The organism is Clostridium zeae, assembly GCF_017312485.1.
Classification (GTDB): domain Bacteria; phylum Bacillota; class Clostridia; order Clostridiales; family Clostridiaceae; genus Clostridium_AR; species Clostridium_AR zeae.
Genome location: NZ_BMBA01000002.1, coordinates 1,161,283 through 1,178,603 on the forward strand (window position 1 = coordinate 1,161,283; position 17,321 = coordinate 1,178,603).

Here is a 17,321-nt window from a genome sequence, read left to right on the forward strand (position 1 = left end):
GTACATCCATAGCTCACTATTTAATATTAATAAGATACCATATAAAATAAAAAAAGCAAATTGTACCGGCACAATTCGCTTTTTAGTATTCAAGTGATTCTTTTCTCAACTACATTAAGTATTGCATTAACTACTATTGCCAACCCTGCTGACATTATGGTTCCCCATAGTATTTTAACAGTATTAACTGTTCTTAATCCATCTAGTAAAACGCTGCCTATACCACCAGCATTGATTGAGGCAGCAATTGTAGCTATACCGATTGTACTTACCACCGCAAGATGAATACCTGCAAATATTGATTTAAGCACTAATGGAAATTTTACTTGAAATAAAATCTGACTTCTACTCATTCCCATACCTGTAGCTGCTTCAATTATAGCTGGATCTACATTATTAAGACCATCAATTGTATTTCTCAATAATATATACTGATTATAAAGTACTAAAACTATAATAGCAGTTACTTTGCCTAACCCTGTTATGGGTACTAAAATCGCAAATAATGCCAAACTAGGAATTGAATATATCATTGAAAATATATTTATTAAAGTTTTGGAAGCTACACTTGAATAAGCTACTAAAATTGTTAATATAGCTGCTAGTACGATGGATATCACCAAAGTAATTAACACAATCTCAATATGTCCTGCAAAGGCCTTCCATAACTTATCTGGATGTCTTTGTAAATATTCAATCATAAATCTTTACTCCTTCCAAAATACTTCTTGGCCTTTTGCTGAATCGATCAATGACTTTACAAAATCATTAGCTGGACTGGCAGCAATATTTCTTGGAGTATCAAACTGTTGTATTTTTCCATTATCCATTATCAATACTCTACTTCCAAGTTTAAATGCTTCATTGATATCATGAGTTACAAACAAATATGTTTTCTTAGAAGCATTATAAATTTTTAGGAGCTCATCTTGAAGTTTTATTCTATTTATTGCATCGATAGCGCCAAAGGGCTCATCTAGAAGCATTACATCTGGATTAACTGCTAAAGCTCTAGCAAGTCCTACCCTTTGTTGTTGTCCCCCAGATAACTGAGATGGATATCTATTCCTAAACTCACTTGGTTCTAATCCTACAAGCGTCAGTAATTCATCAACCCTAGCATTAATTTTTTCTTTAGTCCACTTAAGTATTTTAGGAACTGTAGCAATATTACCTGCAATTGTCATGTGTGGAAATAGACCCACTTGTTGAATTACATAACCTATTTTTCTACGAAACTCAACTGGATCTGTATTTTTAATATCTTCAGAGAAAAATTCAATACTTCCCTCTTCCGGATCATACAAACGATTAATCATCTTAAGTAATGTTGTCTTTCCACATCCTGAAGAACCAAGTATTGTAATAAATTCTCCATGTTCAATAGTAAGACTTAAATTATCTACAGCTCTATGTGTTGCACCTTTGAAATGCTTACTAACATTTTTAAATTCTATTGCTACACTCATTTTAATGTCTCCTTTTAAAGGTTTCCTATCCCGAAACTTAAAATATATAGTTGAGTTAAGAACTGTATATAAAGTTCTAACTCAACTATTTGCCTTAATAATTAATAAAAATTGCCTAATAAATCTATTTTATAGAATTATAAAAATCCTTCGCTACATCTTCATATTCTTTCTTATTTACGTCTACTTCTGCATTCAATTCTGTAACCTTTTTTGTGTCTAGCTTTGAACTAATCTTATTTAAAATATCTGCAATATCAGGGTTAGCATCTAATACTGATTTTTTAACAACTGGTGCGAGATTATATGGAGGCCATACCTTCTTATCATCTTCTAGTAAAGTAAATTCACTTTTTACTAATTGTCCTTCTGTTGTATATGCTGGAGCAACATCCGCTTCATTATTAGATAGTACTTGATATTTTAGTCCATTATCGTATACCTTTGATGATTTCCATGCAAACTTACCATAAACTTTTTCTAAACCTGGAATACCATCTTCTCTTTTATCAAACTCACCTTGTGATGCAAATCTAATTTCACTTGCATGTTTTTGTAAATCAGAAATAGTCTTAATGTCAAGCTTCTTTGCTACATCAGTACGAATTACTAAACCTTGACCATCATTGGCAGCAGAATAATTTAGCCATTCCAATTTAAATTGTTTTTCATATTCTGATTTAACAGTGTCATAAACCTTTTGTGGATCAGTGATTAAATCCTTGTGCAAAATTGAAAGTAAGCCGGTACCTGTATACTCAGGATATAAGTCAATCTCACCATTAACTAGTGAAGTATGAATAACTGAGCTAGCAATATTAGGTACTCTCTCTACCTTATAGCCAGCATTTTCAAGAGCTAGTGCATAAATTTCACCTACAACTAAATTTTCCGTAAAATCTTTTGAACCTAATTTTATGGTTCCTTTTTCCTTGGTTGATGTTTTAGGTTTGCCGCATCCAACAATACCTACAGCAACTACAGTAATTAATAAAGCCCCTAAAATTTTTTTAATACTCTTTTTCATGTTACACTCTCCCCAATCTAAATTTTTTAATTTATATATTTATATCTAACTAAATATTTTTCTAATCTCGACATAATTACATTTGCAAGCATAGATAGCAGCGCTACAGTTATACCGCCAATCAGTAATAAATCAGCTCTATTAAGTCCTAATCCAGTAAAAATTATGTTGCCCACACCACCTCCACCTATATAGGCAGCAAGCGTTGCACTAGCAATTATCTCTACTGTTGCTGTCTTAATTCCAGTTAACAAAAGTGGAGCAGCTAGTGGAATCTTTACCTTCCAAAAACTTTGTGTTTTTGACATTCCCATTGCCTTTGAAGTCTCAATCATAAATTCAGGAATTGTATTAAAAGCAAGCGCCGTATTTAACAGTATTGGTGGTGTTCCTAGTAATACTAATGCTATTAATGCAGGCTTAATCCCTGTTCCTACAATTGGAATCAACATAATAAGCAATGCTAGGCTTGGAACAATTCTCAAAGTATTGAACCCTGTCGTTATTAAGCGATAACAAGTCTTATTTTTTGTTGATAATATCCCAAAAGGAACTCCAATTATAATAGCTGCCAAAACTGACAATAAGCTAATTGTTAAATGTTGCCCTATTGCCTGTAAATAAGTATTCATATCATTTTGAAAATACTCTAAAATATTCTGCCACATATTTTTTTCTTCCTTTTAAACATACAGTTATTAGAAAATTTCTTTGCTTCTATCCTTCAATTGAATCAAGGGCATGCTTAAGATCAACAATCAGATCCTCTGCATCCTCAATTCCTATAGATAACCTTAGTGTATCGTCATACACCCCAGCCTTTTCTCTTTTTTCCTTTGATTGTCCAAAATGAGTTGAAGTTGCCGAATGCACAATCAATGATTTAGCATCTCCTACATTAACCATATAATCAAATAACTTAACTTCTCCCAAAACTTTTTGAGCTGCACTTAGTCCACCCTTTAATCTTATTGATAGAATTGCCCCTGGTCCTTTAGGAAAATACTTTTTAGCCAGTTCATTGTATTTACTGCTTTTAAGTCCTGGATAAGCTACAGAAAGCACTTCTTTATGTCCTTCCAGAAACTCTGCAACCTTTTGAGCATTTGCTATATGCTCTCTCATCCTCAAAGACAAAGTTTCAATTCCCTGAAGAAGATTAAATGCATTTTGCGGACTTAGATGTGAGCCAAAATCAGTTAAATATCTAATCCTTAATCTCTTAGTAAAAATTGATTTATCTAAGGCTTCTTTTCCTATAGTATCCTTGTACTCATCATAGAATTTTTCAAATTGAGGAAACTTGCCATTTAGCCAATTGAAACCTCCCTTTTCAACCACAGCTCCAGCAATAGTTGTTCCATGACCTGCAAGGTATTTAGTTGCTGAATAGCAGACAATATCTGCTCCATGTTCAAAAGGTCTTAATAAATAAGGTGTAGCAAAGGTATTGTCTACAATTAGTGGTATTCCATTTTCGTGTGCCAAATTAGCTACTGCCTCAATATCAATTATATTCATGCCTGGATTACCAAGACTTTCGATATAAATTGCTTTGGTTTTATCTGTAATAAGCTTTTTATATGATTCTATGTCATTTTCATCTTCTACAAACTTTCCTACGATACCATAGTCAGGCAAAATACTATTTAGTAAGGTTGTACTACCACCATATAAGGTGTTTACAGCTATGATCTCATCTCCTGCTACTGCTATATTTAAAAAAGTGTTAGATATTGCAGCCATTCCAGATGCTAGTGCTAATGCTTCTGCTCCTCCCTCAAGGGATGCAAGTCTTTTTTCAAGAACTGCATTAGTAGGATTTGAAAATCTCACATAGGAATGACCTTCCTCTGAATAGTTAAATAATCTAATACACCTTTCAAAATCTCCAAGTTCAAAAGCTGCTGTTTGGTAGATAGGAACTGCTTTTGATCTATGATGCTCTGCTGGATTGTATCCTGCATGTAATTGTCTAGTAGTAAACCCTAGCTTTTCATCGTTATATGCTTCGTAACTCATATTATCCCCTCGCTTCTAAACTCAGTGATTTTGTGGGACAGGTATTTGCACAAATACCGCAGCCTACACACTTTGAAATATCAGCAATTATATAACCATCATTTTTACTAAATACATCAAAATGGCATCTTTTTATGCAAGCTCCACAAGCTATGCACCTTTCTTCATCAAGCTTAATGATTTGCTTTGTTTTTGGCCAAAAACCAACACTACCTCTTTGAGTTTGACTTCTAAACAAATAACAACACTCCCCGCAACAATTACAAATACCATTAGGATTAACAGTATGCATAAGTCCTTTTTTGTCAGTATCTATTACAATTTTCTTAGCTCTTTCCTTATCGATTTTTTCAGATATGCCTCTATGTGCAAAAGTATTTATTCCATCTCTGTAAGTAATGCAGGTTTGAGTAGGTTTACCACAGTCTCCTCTAAGGCTTCTACAATCACAATAATTTAAATATACAGGCCTATCTTGCTCATCAATAAACTCTAACACCTTATCAAGTGGTAATATTTCGTCCTCCGTAGGTCTTGTATTTTTATCAGGATTTAATCCATTATAATAAGCATCAAAATACCAATCATCCATTGCTGTTTGACCTTCTTTTGGTATGCTTCTATAAACCTCCTGTTCAGATACAGCAAAAATATCTAACCTACTATAAAAATTAGCTATCTTGTATTTGTTAGTTAATTCGTCTATTAAAGAAACAACACCTCTTCTATAACTATTTTGTATGAAAGCTGCTGCATTCCCTCCTATAATTTCTTTAGCATCCTGGAGTGTAAATACCTCTTTGTCCATTCTGTCAACAAAATCAATTTCTTCTTTCGTAAATATTTTATCGACGAAAGGCCGTGCCGCTTCTGGCACTTGAAATTTTCTAATAAAATTTTCAATATTCATTTTTAGCCCCAACCTCTTTATTTATTGCTTATTCATACTATTCTTATATATTTAGTATGAATATTTAAATTATATTACCAATATTTATACTTAATGTCAATACTTTTAACTTATTAACCTAATATTACATATAAGTTTAATCATACTTGTACTAAGTATCTTTCACATATTAAAAAGCATACATAAAGATGAATCACTTCAGTCTAAAATCATAAATTTAAAATTCTCTAATAATCCTCTGTAATAAAAAACAACAAAAATCCAATTACTAGATTTTTGTTGTTTTCACATGTTAATACTGCAATATTATATTGTATAATTCTTATTAGAGCTATCCTCTTTAAATGAATGATATAATAAAAAAATTTCATTCTAAACTTAATTTTTATTTATAATCCTTACTTCAAATACTCTTCCTGCTATTTTTTCTTTATCTGAAACAAATTTCACTTCAACTTTAGCTTTTCCTTCAGTCAGCTCCTTAGGAATTGTATAGAACTTATTAAATAGAGATCGTGGTTCACTAGCATTTAACAATTCTTCTGCTATTAAAACTCCATCTACATAAATACTAAACTCTCTGATATATCGTTTACCATCAATAAAGCATTCTTTATCCTCTCCATAGTAGGTTACAACTAAGTTTACTTCATTAGCAGCTTCCACTTTCATCTCATAGCTGAAATAACCTCCATCTAAGGCTTCACGCCAGCCTTTTCCTACTTCACTAGAATAGTCTGAGTTTGAATTCTCACATTTCATGCCATGCTCTATTTCTGGCTGTTGTTCATTTGGATTAACTGAATCTATAGTTAGCTTATCCATGATTTCTTCAAAATCCATCTTACTTAATTCAGCGTGTTTATATTCCTCAGCAGTCATACTTGTCCAATAAATCGTATATCTTTGATGATGAAGATTGTAAAAAGGTATTAGTTTAATCTTTTTATGTCCCGGCTCACCTATAGCTTCAGTTTCAAAAGTCAAGGTACTTCCATAAGCAGGCTTAATGCATTCTTCAACTCTATCTGTTACTAATGTTGGAACTGCAATCCCTGGATAATGATTTAATTTTAAGTGATCATCTAAAATATCAGTTTCTGGAAAGTTTTCCTTACCAAGAGCTCCAGCGAGCACTAATGGTCCATACATAAATGCAATTTTATGAGAGTCATCCTTTGAAGTATAAACATGTACATTCATCTGCATAAATATATCTATTGCATCACCTTTTTTCCAATTTCTTTCTATAGCTATATATCCATTATGTGATTTTGAATATTCTTCACTTCCATTTACTACAACCTTAGCTTCATCATTCACCCAATAAGGCACTCTTATATTTATAGTCATCAACTCTTCAGCTGCTTCTTCAAATACTAGTTTCGTTTTATCTTCTTCTGGGAATTTTGTTTCTTGTCTTAACACTATCCCTTTATCATCTAATCGAAGTTTTGATGCAATAAAAAGATTAACAAACAAATTATCCTTTTCGCGATAATATATATTTCTTATATACCTTCCTGGGTTCTCCATCCCAGTGCCAGTACAACACCAAAAGGAATCATCTGGCGAGCAGTAAATTTTAAAATGTCCTGGCTTAGTTGATACAAAGTAAGTTTTCATACCTGATTCTGGATCTTGAGATGCAAGTATATGATTGTATAATGCATTCTCATAGTAATCAATATATTCACTATCATGTTCCCAAGCATATAAATGTTCTGTAAGCTTTAACATATTATAAGTATTACAAGTTTCAGCTGTTGTAACGCCTAATCTCTCTGTATTTGGTTTACCAAAATGCTCATCTATACTATTTCCTCCTATGGCATAGGAACGACTCTTAGTAACAACATCCCAAAAGTATTTTGCAGCATTTTTATACTTTTCATCTTTTGTAAGCTCATAAAGCCTTGAAGCACCAATCACTTTAGGTATTTGAGTGTTAGCATGCTTTCCTTCCAACTGATCATGATTTTCTGTTAGAGGCATTAAGGTTTCTTTATGATAGAATCTTTTGGCCAAATCTAAATAATCTTCATTTTTAGTAATCTCATAAAGGTTAGCCATGACTTCACACATTCCACCATGTTCACAGTATAGCATCCTGTCAAATTGTTCTTCTGTTAGATTGTCCGTGCCCTTCTTAGCCCAATAAGAGAGCTTTTTAACAACTACAAGTGCCTGTTCATTTTCAGTAAGAACATAAGCATCTATAAGACCAGCAAAAATCTTATGAATGCTATACCAAGGAACCCAGCTGTCGCCAAGCTCAAATCTTGTAACATTAAACTCTCCACTAAAAACTTTATTAAAGCAGTCCTTACCAAATCCACTAACGTAGCCTTCATCATCTAAGCTTTGAAGATATGCAAGCTCAGATACTGCATACTTAAGTTTATCATTTAATCTTTCATCCTTATCCGCAACATACATTGCAGCTAAAGCTGACAAAAAGTGTCCTAAAGAATGACCGCTTATTGGCTTTGCTTCCCAACCTCCGTAATTTGGTTTCTTAGGTATTTTTCCTATAGCTACATAACAAGGTGCTAAAAGTCTGTCAGCGTCTAAGTAGAGAAGATATTCTTTTCCTTTAGCTTGTGAAGTTTTAAATATACCATCTAACAATTCTACCTTTTCCATAAATCTCTTAATTCCCCCTTTAAAAATCAATAATAAGCTTTCTTCTAGTATTTATTCTCTCCTGCTTTTTGTTAGCATAAAAGAAAAAATATTTTATTAAAACAAAAAGTGTACTATATTAGTTTTACTCATTCAAATATATCTTGTACAATATTACTATGACACAATATTAAGACAATGTCGGTAGATTATATTAACAAAAGGTGGCGAATATTGACCAATGAGATATCTTAAAGCAGATATTAGTTATCCTCTAATTTTTTCAAATTGTGGCAGCTTTACCTCTGATAGTAGATGGTTACATATGGAGAGAATTATTGATAACTACGAGCTTATTATAATGAATAAAGGTACTATGTATATACAGCAGGATGATGAAAAATATGAGTTAGGGGAGGGAGATCTTTTATTGCTAGAGCCTGATCATAAACATAAAGGCTATGATTACTCTGATAAGGGAACATCTTTCTATTGGCTTCATTTTTTTTGCAATGACAACTGTAAAATTCACAACGCTTTTGATGCCAGGTCTGAAGTGTCCATCGCTAAGAGCAATCCATATTTTAATGGTTTGAATTCAAGCATACTAATCCCTACTATATGCAAAGGCTTAAATCTAGATAGGATAAACGTGTTATTCAGACAACTGCTTCATCTATCACAATCAGCCTATTATACCAAACATAGTGTGAACTACAGCCTCACATCTCTTTTGATAGAGATTACTGAACAAGTTATATTAAATTTTGATTCTTCTGTTGATAAACCTGATACAGACGATATGTTGCCAGAAATGTTACAATGGATAAAGATTCATATAACCCAAAACATATCCTTGAAAAATGTGTCTCATGAGTTTAACTTTTCAAAAGAGTATCTAGCTCGTTATTTTAAAAAAAGAATGGGAATGAGCATGCAGCAATATATAAATTACCTTAGAATATCTAAAGCAAAGCAACTACTATGCAATTCAAATCTAAATATAAAGGAAATTGCTCATGAATTAGGTTTTATAGATGAAAAATATTTTCTAAAGTTATTCAAAAAACAAGAAAACTTAACCCCTAAACAGTTTAAAAATGCTTATAATATGACTTTTATAAATAATATATAAAAAATAAAAAAAACGGTTAATCTATTGATTAACCGTTTTCTCTTTATAAGTTAGCGTTTTTTATATTTAAGGATTATAAAATTACTTCTTTACTTCTTGCTTACCAGTTACTTTTGAAGTAGCATCCATCTTGAATCCAGCTTTAGCAGCATCGTCTTTGAAGTAGATGTTTCCATCAACTGTAGCATCAACTAATTGGAAATCATTAGTTTCAACATATACATCACCTTTGAAAGTTCCGTGTTGAATACTAGCTACTGGGCTCTTTATAGTTATTTTTGGAGCTGTTAATGTAAATCTAGCTGTTACTTTATGGTTCTCATCTTGAGTGTAAAGAGCTATCTTTCTTTGTAAAGTTTCTTTACCTGCAGCATCTTTCTTACCGTTCTTGAATTCACCTTCTAGTACTAAGTCTTTATCAGTTGTTAAATCCTTAGTAGCAGCGATGATCCATTTTCCATCCTTGCCTATTGTTTTAGCAAAAACGTCAACATTGTCAGTTACTGATGCTGATGCTACTGCATCTGTAGTAGTCTTAGCTGGTTCTTTAGCTGTATCCTTTGTAGCTTCCTTAGAAGCACATCCAGCTAATAGTGCTGCTGCCATAACAGTTGATAATAATAATGCTTTGATTTTCATAAAAAAAATCCCCCTTAAATTGTTTTTAAATTTATTATAATATAATAGATAAAGTGACATCGAGACATCACAATTTATCCTTATTATTATAAGCAATAAATCACTTTAATATTATTTTAGAAATTAAAATCTTTATTTAATAAAATCTTACTAATAACTTTTCAGTTGTTTTTAATAAGATATTTTTATTTTCACCTTCTGGTAGAGTATTAATTAGATTAAAAGCTCTGTTAGTATATCTTTCAGCTAATGCTCTCGATTTATCAATTCCTCCATAGTTTTTTACTATATCAGCAATTTGTCTTAGATCCTTTTCTTCAAGATATTCCTTATCAAGAATTGAAGATAACTCAGGATTCTTTTTCTCAAGTACATATATTAGAGGCAAGGTATAAAGACCTTGTTTTATATCAGTACCAATAGATTTTCCAACTATCTCTTCATTACCTGTATAATCCAAAATATCATCAATTATCTGAAAAGCCATTCCTATATTATGTCCGATGTCAGAAAGCTTTCTAGCAAGCTTATTCTCACATCCACTAGCAGTAGCTCCACTGTAGAAGCTTAAAGAAAAAAGCTCTGCAGTCTTTGAAGATATTCTCTTTAAATATCTCTTTACAGACACCTGCTTGTTGTATTTAGAAGAGAATTGTTCTATCTCTCCCATGCAAATTCTAGACATAACATTTGAGTCTGCTTTAATACTCATTAATGTAGAGTGTTCAGATAGAATTTTAAAACATCTACAGAATAAAAAGTCTCCTATGTATACTGCATAGTCTTTCCCATACTTAGACTGTATTGTTTCTGTTCCTCTCCTAAGCTTGGAGTCATCTACTATATCATCATGAACCAAAGTAGCCATATGAAGCATTTCAAGTACAGCTGCTAAAGGATAAATCTCATCTTTATTAAACTCACCAAATCGTGCTGAAATAATCAAAAATGCTGGTCTAAGAAGCTTGCCACCGGAATTTATAAGCTCTATAATTGCATTTTCAACAAGTTTTTCTTTGCACTTAATATTTTTTTTCATTATTTTAATGACTTCTTCTAAATCATCTTTCACCACTGGATACTCATTCCAAAACTTATCCATGTAATCACCCTTTATCGTCAAATAGTTTAGTAGTTGCGTTTAGTCTGTTGAGATGATTTAATGTATATCTCGCAGTTAAACCAACAAAAAACCCCGTACCTATTCCTGCTATTGTTAAAACGGGAAGATATAAACTTATATTCACATTCTGAACTATCAATGCAGCCATTGTAATTTGACCTATATTATGAAAAACTGACCCTGCGGCGCTAACACCTATTAAACTCACATTATTTTTACCTATTCGCTTTATCAATACCATTATAATAAAACTAAACAATGAGCCAGCGATGCTATATAGTAGACTTGATATACTTCCACCAAACATTGATGCAAGGAATAGTCTAACTATAATAACTAGTAGAGTTTCGATTTCACCAAAGGAATATAGTGATACAACAGTCACAATATTAGCTAAACCAAGTTTTGCTCCAGGAGTTATAAAGGGTACTGGTATCATGGATTCAACTATATGAAGTACCAGTGCCTGTGATACAAGCAATGATAAGAATACCATCTTTCGAGTCTTTTTCATTTAAATCACCTCAAAAGGATTGTTCATCCGTCTCCTGTTCTCCTTCACCGATTACTCTCACAACTACCTTATGTGGTAAACATATTATAGATTCACCTGGTTTGCTGATAGCATGAGCTTTCACGCATATTTTGTCATAACAGTCTGCATCAGTGATTTTTACTTGCCCATCAGTTATTTCAACTATATTTTCTCCTACTTCATTCTTTACAGTAAAGGATACCTTCTCAGATTTTTTTTCCAGAGGAAGTTTTTTAAATAACTTCCCCTGTGAATATACCTCTACATATAAGCTGTCATGCTTGTTAATGTTCTTAACAAACATAACTCCTTCAGGAATGAATGAGATTATAATTAGTGCAACTATTATGATTACATCCCATTTTTTCATTATTGCCTCTTTTCAACACCTTTTTTAAAGTTTATCCGAGGTTCCATTATTATATACTGAGGTTTAATCTTTATATATTGGCTTTTGTTTTCCAAGCCAGAAGTTTCCTAAAACTTTACCAAGCCATGGCATTACATAGTAGTCAAGTCCAGCAGATTTTCCTGCACCAGCCATAAGTGCTATACCACCAAAGAAGAACCAAAGTATGTCATATCCAGCCATTGCTGATAAAACAAAGTTAACTGTTAAGAACGCTGAAGCTGCACTTGCAAGCCAAGTAAATAATCCAGCAAGAAGGCATAAACCTATAGCAAGTTCTGTTAAAACAACAATTCTTTGGAACCAAATAGCTACATCTGGATTTGGTATCATAATTTTCATGATTGCTTTGAAAAATCCTGGCATGCTGCTTAGTATAGGTGTAACTTGAGTAGTTGCTCCTTCTGTTGTAGCAGAAGCACTTGCAGTACCATCTAATAACCAATCAAAAGGCAACTTAATATTTCCATTTCTAAACCAGCTGTCTGAACCAAGACCAGAAGTTATTTTACCAAAGCCTGAAGCATTTGCCCAAGTTTGTTCACCAACTAATTTCTTTAACGCTTCAAGTACCCACATTGAACCTATATATAATCTTAAAGGAATTAACCAAAATGATGGAGATTTAGCTGACGCATGCCCGCCTAATATTGAACGTCTTTCTTTAATATCAAAGAATTCATGGAATAAGTATCTGAATATCAAGTAGAATCCACCAACACCAAATAAATAGTGTAAGTTTACTACATGCTTCATCGCTGTAGCAAGGAATCCTGTTAATTTCATTCCACCTACATCTGCAACTGCATATCTTCCACCAATTGAAACCATGAAACCATGATAATTTGATTTAAATGCTTTTTTCTCTTTATTTTCAATATCAGCTATAATGTTATGTGATACAGTTTCAGCTGTTTGAAGAGCTGCTTCAACTATTTGAGGTAATGGCTTTGAGTTTTCTTCTAAGAAAGCTGCATCCCCTACAACAAAAACATTCTCTTTATCAACTGATTGCATAAATTCATTAGTAGTTACTCTTCCTCTATTGTTTAGAGTTAGTCCAAATTCCTTAGCAAAAGAATTTCCTTGTACTCCACAAGTCCAAATCAATGTTCTTGTTGATATCTTTCTTCCATCCTTAAGACTTACTTCATCTGGAGTAACTCCTGTGATAGCAGAATTCTTTAATATTTCAACCTTATGTTTAAGCATGTAATTTTCTGCTTTTAATGCCATTTTGTCATCTAATATGTTAAGGATACTTCCTAATGCTTCGATAACCATTAATTTAACATCATTTACATCTACATTGTATTCCCTACAAAGCTTCTTTTTCCACTCCATAAGTTCACCAAGCATCTCAATACCAGTAAAACCAGCACCTGCAACAGCAAAAGTAAGCATTGCTTGTCTTTTTTGAGCATTTCTTTCTCTGCTAGCAAGCTTGAACATCTCTTCAATGTGATGTCTTATCTTAAGAGCGTCCTCTAATGACCAAAGAGAAAATCCATTTTCCTTAACTCCTGGTACTCCAAAGTAAGCTGGCTCACTACCTGTACCTAATATTAAATAATCATATTTATATTCGCTAAAGTCTGTAGTTAAAACTTGTTTGTTTACATCCACAGTTTTTACTTCTTCAGTGATAATATTAACCTTAGTCTTATAAAATATCTTTCTTAAATCAACTTGTACTGAATCAGGTTCTACTCTTCCACCAGCTACTTCATGCAACTCAGTCATTAGAGTATGGATCGGATTTCTGTCAATTAGTGTGATTTCTACATCATTATTTTTTTTATATTTCTTACTTAAAATTTTTGCAGCTTGTACACCGCCATAACCTGCTCCTAAAATTACAATATTCTTTTTTGACACCATTTACCACCCCGTATTATTTATTTTTACTCATCAAAACTCTAGAATCATTAAAATATGTTATCTCACCTACAGAAAAGGTTTTCAAATCTAAGCCCTTCAGAGTTTATATTGTTACTATGGTTAATTTAAATAATTTATATTATAATCTTTTATTGATAAAAGATTTTTATTTCTATTTATAATTAAGTATATTTTATCATGAAATCAGTTTCACACTTATTTTCACACATTTTCACATACTTCCACACACTTTTCCATATTATTTTGATATCATTACTATGATTATCATTATAATAGCTTGTGAACCATTTATCAATAAAAAATTTTTAACTGATACGACAAAATTTTCATTTTTAATAGGTTTAGCTTCGAAAAGTTTAATATTTTTATTTACTTTAATTAATGTTATTAGCATAAATAATGAAGCCAATGGAATTACCTTTAATACTACAAGTAAAACTATATTCACGTATCCAATATAATATAATAGCTTAAAAAGCTTCAAAGCCATCGGTCTTCCTATATAATAAGGTAGAGTAAATCTATTATTTTGAATATCCTCTTCTACATCACAAATGTTATTTGCAAGCATTATGTTTGCTATGCCTCCCATAGCTGGTATAGAAAACAAAAATATCCAAACGATTTCTATTAAATTGATGCCAACACTTAAAATATTGTTTTGATATGTAAATGATATTATATTAGTGTCAAAAATATGAATATACACTGACAAGAATATAATTATAAACCCCATAAAAAATCCAGAGAATACTTCACCTAAAGGCATTCTGGAAATTGGAATAGGCCCGAAAGTATAAAATATTCCTACTATAAAGGAAATAATGCCTATTAGTAAAACTATAATGTTTGTATTCAAAGTAAGCATAACTCCAGCTGTAGTAGCAATTACTAATAATGTAAATATTATAAATAATACTTTTGATTTATTTACTCCATATTTAGTAATTAAGCTATTATTGCCTCCATTGTCTTTTGCTTTTGTATGATCAATATAGTTATTAATAGCTGTAGTAGCCATATCGAAGCAAATCAATGAAATAAACATTATTATAAAATTCTTTAAGTCAAAGCTTTTATATCTATAAATAGCGTAGGCTGACCCTAGAGAAAATGGAATCATGCTTGCTAGTTTAGTTTTTATCTCCACTAACTCAAAAAATTTACTGATTGACAAATATATCACTCATTTCATCGTAATTGTATTTCACAAATTCAAAAAATTTGTTTTGTTCTGTATATAAGCTAATTAGTTTGCAAGCTTAAAATCAGTACTTAGATCTTCTATTTTGGTATCCCACTTAGAAGATTTGTATATCTTAAAATCTGTAGTTACGGCCATACAGGAGATTCCTTCTATACTATCAATGATTTTCATTCCTTTTTCTATACCACTTACAAAAGTGACCTTTGTAAGGATATCTGCAAGCATATTGCAATCAGGAATACTACTGTCAATACGTATGGTATCACTCATAACCCCTGCATCTGCTGGATATCCAGTGAAGGGATCTAATATGTGGTGATATCGCTTACCATCCTTTATAAAAAATCTCTGATAATCTCCAGAGGTAGAAAGTGCGCCTTGATTTAGTTTAACAATACCAATATTGCCTTCATTTTTTTCTTTCCTTGGGTTTTGAATCGCAACAGACCAAAGAGTTTTATCTGGTTTTTCTCCAAGCGTATATATGGAACTACCACCAAGATTTATAATAGCGCTATTAACGCCATATTTTTTAAATACCTTTACAATCTCATCTGCTGTAAATCCTTTGGCAACCCCTCCAAGATCTATAGCCATCCCAGCTTTCATAAGCTTAACACTATTGTCAGCTTCATTAATGCTGATATTTTTATATCCCACAAGTGCTAATTTATCCTTAATTTCAGAATCTGCTGGAACTCTCTCTTCGTCTGTACCAATCCCCCACAGTTTTATAAGTGGACTTACAGTTATATCAAAAGCTCCATTGCTTATCTTAGAATACTCAATTGAAGTTTTTATAATCTTAACAATCTCAGGATGCACCTTGACATATTCTTTACCTGCAGCTTCATTAATTTTACTTACATCACTGGTATCTATTGAGCTGCTTGCTATCTTTTCTATTTCATCAACTCTTTTAAAAGCTTCATCTATTGCTTTGCTAGCATTAGGACCATAAGCTGTTAAATGCATAATAGTGTCCATTTTAGTAGCATATTTATCAACTTTTTCATCTTTTTTTGAACAAGAAACCATTGATATGATTAAAAGCATGCTCAAACCAATAGCTAATATCTTTTTTATCATCTGTTGTCCTCCAAAAACATATTGACATCAATATTGCTGCTGAAACTTGTGTTACATCATTAATATTGGCTAAAAACGCGCCAATATATAAACCCTTATTACGTACTATTGTATTAAAAGTTTATCTACTTTAATTATGTAACAAGAACCATATTAGCGCAAGTACTTATTACAAAATTGTTAATTTTTTATCTTTATTTAAATTATATCATAAAAATATCAAAAAAATGCACTGATATCTAACTACCAGTGCTTCATTTTTTATAATTTATTATCTTTTTACAAATGTAACAATTTTCATTTAACTATCTTAGCTTTAAAAATTCTTCTTCATTTAAAAATTTTATATCCTGACCTTTTGTATTTAAATCTATTGCTTTTTTTAGCTTAATACTCATTTCTTCTCTACGTAAGGCTTTTATATCTTTCATATTAGTTACTAAAATCGTTGTATTTTTAGTAACTGAACTTCCCGTTGCCCCCCCAAGCTTTTTGACTAATTTCATTGCTTCATCTCTAGTCATAGAAATTAATTTCCCAGTAAATACAACCAGTTCATTTTTAAACAGATCTCTATCTAAATTTTCAAATTTATTTTTCCTCTTAGATTGACCAGTTCTATTAGAGGTTTTAAAAACTTTTGTTTTAGTAGATGAAGGACTATATCCTTTGTTATCAACAGTTCCAATAGTTACTCCTATTAATTTAGATATTTCATTAATATCTTTGCAGTTTAATTCTTCCGATATATTGAGCAATATATTGGTGCACGCAAGAGCATCGTATAGTGCATCATGGTGCTTAAACTCATATCCTAAAAAATCATTAACTGTATTTAATCTTGCATTTTCAATTTCTTTATAAAAGTTCTTGGAAAGCTTCATAGTACACATATACTTAAAACTTGGAAGCTCAATGCCATAAAGCTCTGCGCTATTTCTTAAAACAGATATATCAAAAGAGGCATTGTGTGCTATTACTAAGTTCCCATCAAAATGATGCTCTATTTTTTGCCATACCTCATCAAACTCTGGTTCATTCTCAACCATACTTGGTCTTATCCCATGAATTCCAATATTAATTGGCATAAATCTCATTTCTTTAGGCCTTATTAAATGATGTACTTTTTCTACAACATGCCCATTTTCAACGACTACAACACCAATTGAGCATGGGCTATTTCTCTTTTCATTTGCGGTCTCAAAATCTATAGCTATAAAATTCATTTT

The 17,321-nt window shown here is 31.8% G+C and carries 16 protein-coding genes; 1 reads left to right on the forward strand and 15 read right to left on the reverse strand.

The window, feature by feature from the left end:
* Positions 1-89: 89 nt before the first annotated feature.
* The 7 genes from J3477_RS14400 to J3477_RS14430 form a co-directional block, all read right to left on the reverse strand.
* Positions 90-701, reverse strand: a complete 612-nt coding sequence (locus J3477_RS14400) for an ABC transporter permease (RefSeq protein WP_206870637.1) — start codon at positions 699-701, stop codon at positions 90-92.
* A 6-nt stretch (positions 702-707) separates the two neighbouring features.
* Positions 708-1,469 (reverse strand): ABC transporter ATP-binding protein, encoded by a 762-nt coding sequence (locus J3477_RS14405; protein ID WP_206870638.1) that lies wholly within the window; start codon positions 1,467-1,469, stop codon positions 708-710.
* A 124-nt stretch (positions 1,470-1,593) separates the two neighbouring features.
* Positions 1,594-2,496: a glycine betaine ABC transporter substrate-binding protein gene (locus tag J3477_RS14410; RefSeq protein WP_206870639.1), complete on the reverse strand. Its 903-nt coding sequence runs from the start codon at positions 2,494-2,496 to the stop codon at positions 1,594-1,596.
* A gap of 26 nt (positions 2,497-2,522) precedes the next feature.
* Positions 2,523-3,164 (reverse strand): ABC transporter permease, encoded by a 642-nt coding sequence (locus J3477_RS14415; RefSeq protein ID WP_206870640.1) that lies wholly within the window; start codon positions 3,162-3,164, stop codon positions 2,523-2,525.
* Between the two features lie 49 nt (positions 3,165-3,213).
* Positions 3,214-4,518 (reverse strand): O-acetylhomoserine aminocarboxypropyltransferase/cysteine synthase family protein, encoded by a 1,305-nt coding sequence (locus J3477_RS14420; RefSeq protein ID WP_206870641.1) that lies wholly within the window; start codon positions 4,516-4,518, stop codon positions 3,214-3,216.
* Position 4,519: 1 nt separating this feature from the next.
* Positions 4,520-5,428, reverse strand: a complete 909-nt coding sequence (locus J3477_RS14425) for a 4Fe-4S binding protein (RefSeq protein WP_206870642.1) — start codon at positions 5,426-5,428, stop codon at positions 4,520-4,522.
* A gap of 378 nt (positions 5,429-5,806) precedes the next feature.
* Complete coding sequence (locus tag J3477_RS14430; protein ID WP_206870643.1) at positions 5,807-8,074, reverse strand: glycoside hydrolase family 127 protein; 2,268 nt, start codon at positions 8,072-8,074, stop codon at positions 5,807-5,809.
* Positions 8,075-8,294: 220 nt separating this feature from the next.
* On the opposite strand from J3477_RS14430, the gene J3477_RS14435 reads away from it, so the two are divergent.
* Entirely contained in the window at positions 8,295-9,188 is an 894-nt protein-coding gene (locus tag J3477_RS14435) for a helix-turn-helix domain-containing protein (protein WP_206870644.1), read from the forward strand.
* Positions 9,189-9,269: 81 nt separating this feature from the next.
* Here the strand turns inward: J3477_RS14435 and J3477_RS14440 are convergent, their stop codons facing one another.
* The 8 genes from J3477_RS14440 to J3477_RS14475 all read right to left on the reverse strand — a co-directional run bounded on the left by J3477_RS14440 (position 9,270) and on the right by J3477_RS14475 (position 17,318).
* On the reverse strand, positions 9,270-9,827 hold the full coding sequence (locus J3477_RS14440) for a hypothetical protein (protein WP_206870645.1): 558 nt from the start codon (positions 9,825-9,827) through the stop codon (positions 9,270-9,272).
* Positions 9,828-9,963: 136 nt separating this feature from the next.
* Positions 9,964-10,929: a polyprenyl synthetase family protein gene (locus J3477_RS14445; RefSeq protein ID WP_206870646.1), complete on the reverse strand. Its 966-nt coding sequence runs from the start codon at positions 10,927-10,929 to the stop codon at positions 9,964-9,966.
* A gap of 4 nt (positions 10,930-10,933) precedes the next feature.
* A complete protein-coding gene (locus tag J3477_RS14450) occupies positions 10,934-11,464 on the reverse strand; it encodes a Gx transporter family protein (protein ID WP_206870647.1) in 531 nt (176 codons plus the stop codon).
* A gap of 10 nt (positions 11,465-11,474) precedes the next feature.
* Positions 11,475-11,855 (reverse strand): NusG domain II-containing protein, encoded by a 381-nt coding sequence (locus tag J3477_RS14455; RefSeq protein ID WP_228731282.1) that lies wholly within the window; start codon positions 11,853-11,855, stop codon positions 11,475-11,477.
* Positions 11,856-11,918: 63 nt separating this feature from the next.
* Positions 11,919-13,775 carry an FAD-dependent oxidoreductase gene (locus J3477_RS14460; protein WP_209016908.1) on the reverse strand — a complete coding sequence of 619 codons (1,857 nt, stop codon included), beginning with the start codon at positions 13,773-13,775 and terminating at the stop codon, positions 11,919-11,921.
* 259 nt (positions 13,776-14,034) lie between these two features.
* Positions 14,035-14,973: a 1,4-dihydroxy-2-naphthoate polyprenyltransferase gene (gene menA, locus J3477_RS14465; protein WP_206870649.1), complete on the reverse strand. Its 939-nt coding sequence runs from the start codon at positions 14,971-14,973 to the stop codon at positions 14,035-14,037.
* A gap of 72 nt (positions 14,974-15,045) precedes the next feature.
* Complete coding sequence (locus tag J3477_RS14470) at positions 15,046-16,092, reverse strand: FAD:protein FMN transferase (RefSeq protein ID WP_206870650.1); 1,047 nt, start codon at positions 16,090-16,092, stop codon at positions 15,046-15,048.
* Positions 16,093-16,397: 305 nt separating this feature from the next.
* Complete coding sequence (locus J3477_RS14475; RefSeq protein WP_206870651.1) at positions 16,398-17,318, reverse strand: exonuclease domain-containing protein; 921 nt, start codon at positions 17,316-17,318, stop codon at positions 16,398-16,400.
* Between the last annotated feature and the right edge of the window lie 3 nt (positions 17,319-17,321).

Bases quoted from the DNA above. Each gene is read 5' to 3' on its own strand.
- J3477_RS14400 (WP_206870637.1), bottom strand. From the start codon at position 701: ATGATTGAATATTTACAAAGACATCCAGATAAGTTATGGAAGGCCTTT.
- J3477_RS14405 (WP_206870638.1), bottom strand. From the start codon at position 1,469: ATGAGTGTAGCAATAGAATTTAAAAATGTTAGTAAGCATTTCAAAGGT.
- J3477_RS14410 (WP_206870639.1), bottom strand. From the start codon at position 2,496: ATGAAAAAGAGTATTAAAAAAATTTTAGGGGCTTTATTAATTACTGTA.
- J3477_RS14415 (WP_206870640.1), bottom strand. From the start codon at position 3,164: ATGTGGCAGAATATTTTAGAGTATTTTCAAAATGATATGAATACTTAT.
- J3477_RS14420 (WP_206870641.1), bottom strand. From the start codon at position 4,518: ATGAGTTACGAAGCATATAACGATGAAAAGCTAGGGTTTACTACTAGA.
- J3477_RS14425 (WP_206870642.1), bottom strand. From the start codon at position 5,428: ATGAATATTGAAAATTTTATTAGAAAATTTCAAGTGCCAGAAGCGGCA.
- J3477_RS14430 (WP_206870643.1), bottom strand. From the start codon at position 8,074: ATGGAAAAGGTAGAATTGTTAGATGGTATATTTAAAACTTCACAAGCT.
- J3477_RS14435 (WP_206870644.1), top strand. From the start codon at position 8,295: ATGAGATATCTTAAAGCAGATATTAGTTATCCTCTAATTTTTTCAAAT.
- J3477_RS14440 (WP_206870645.1), bottom strand. From the start codon at position 9,827: ATGAAAATCAAAGCATTATTATTATCAACTGTTATGGCAGCAGCACTA.
- J3477_RS14445 (WP_206870646.1), bottom strand. From the start codon at position 10,929: ATGGATAAGTTTTGGAATGAGTATCCAGTGGTGAAAGATGATTTAGAA.
- J3477_RS14450 (WP_206870647.1), bottom strand. From the start codon at position 11,464: ATGAAAAAGACTCGAAAGATGGTATTCTTATCATTGCTTGTATCACAG.
- J3477_RS14455 (WP_228731282.1), bottom strand. From the start codon at position 11,855: ATGAAAAAATGGGATGTAATCATAATAGTTGCACTAATTATAATCTCA.
- J3477_RS14460 (WP_209016908.1), bottom strand. From the start codon at position 13,775: ATGGTGTCAAAAAAGAATATTGTAATTTTAGGAGCAGGTTATGGCGGT.
- J3477_RS14470 (WP_206870650.1), bottom strand. From the start codon at position 16,092: ATGATAAAAAAGATATTAGCTATTGGTTTGAGCATGCTTTTAATCATA.
- J3477_RS14475 (WP_206870651.1), bottom strand. From the start codon at position 17,318: ATGAATTTTATAGCTATAGATTTTGAGACCGCAAATGAAAAGAGAAAT.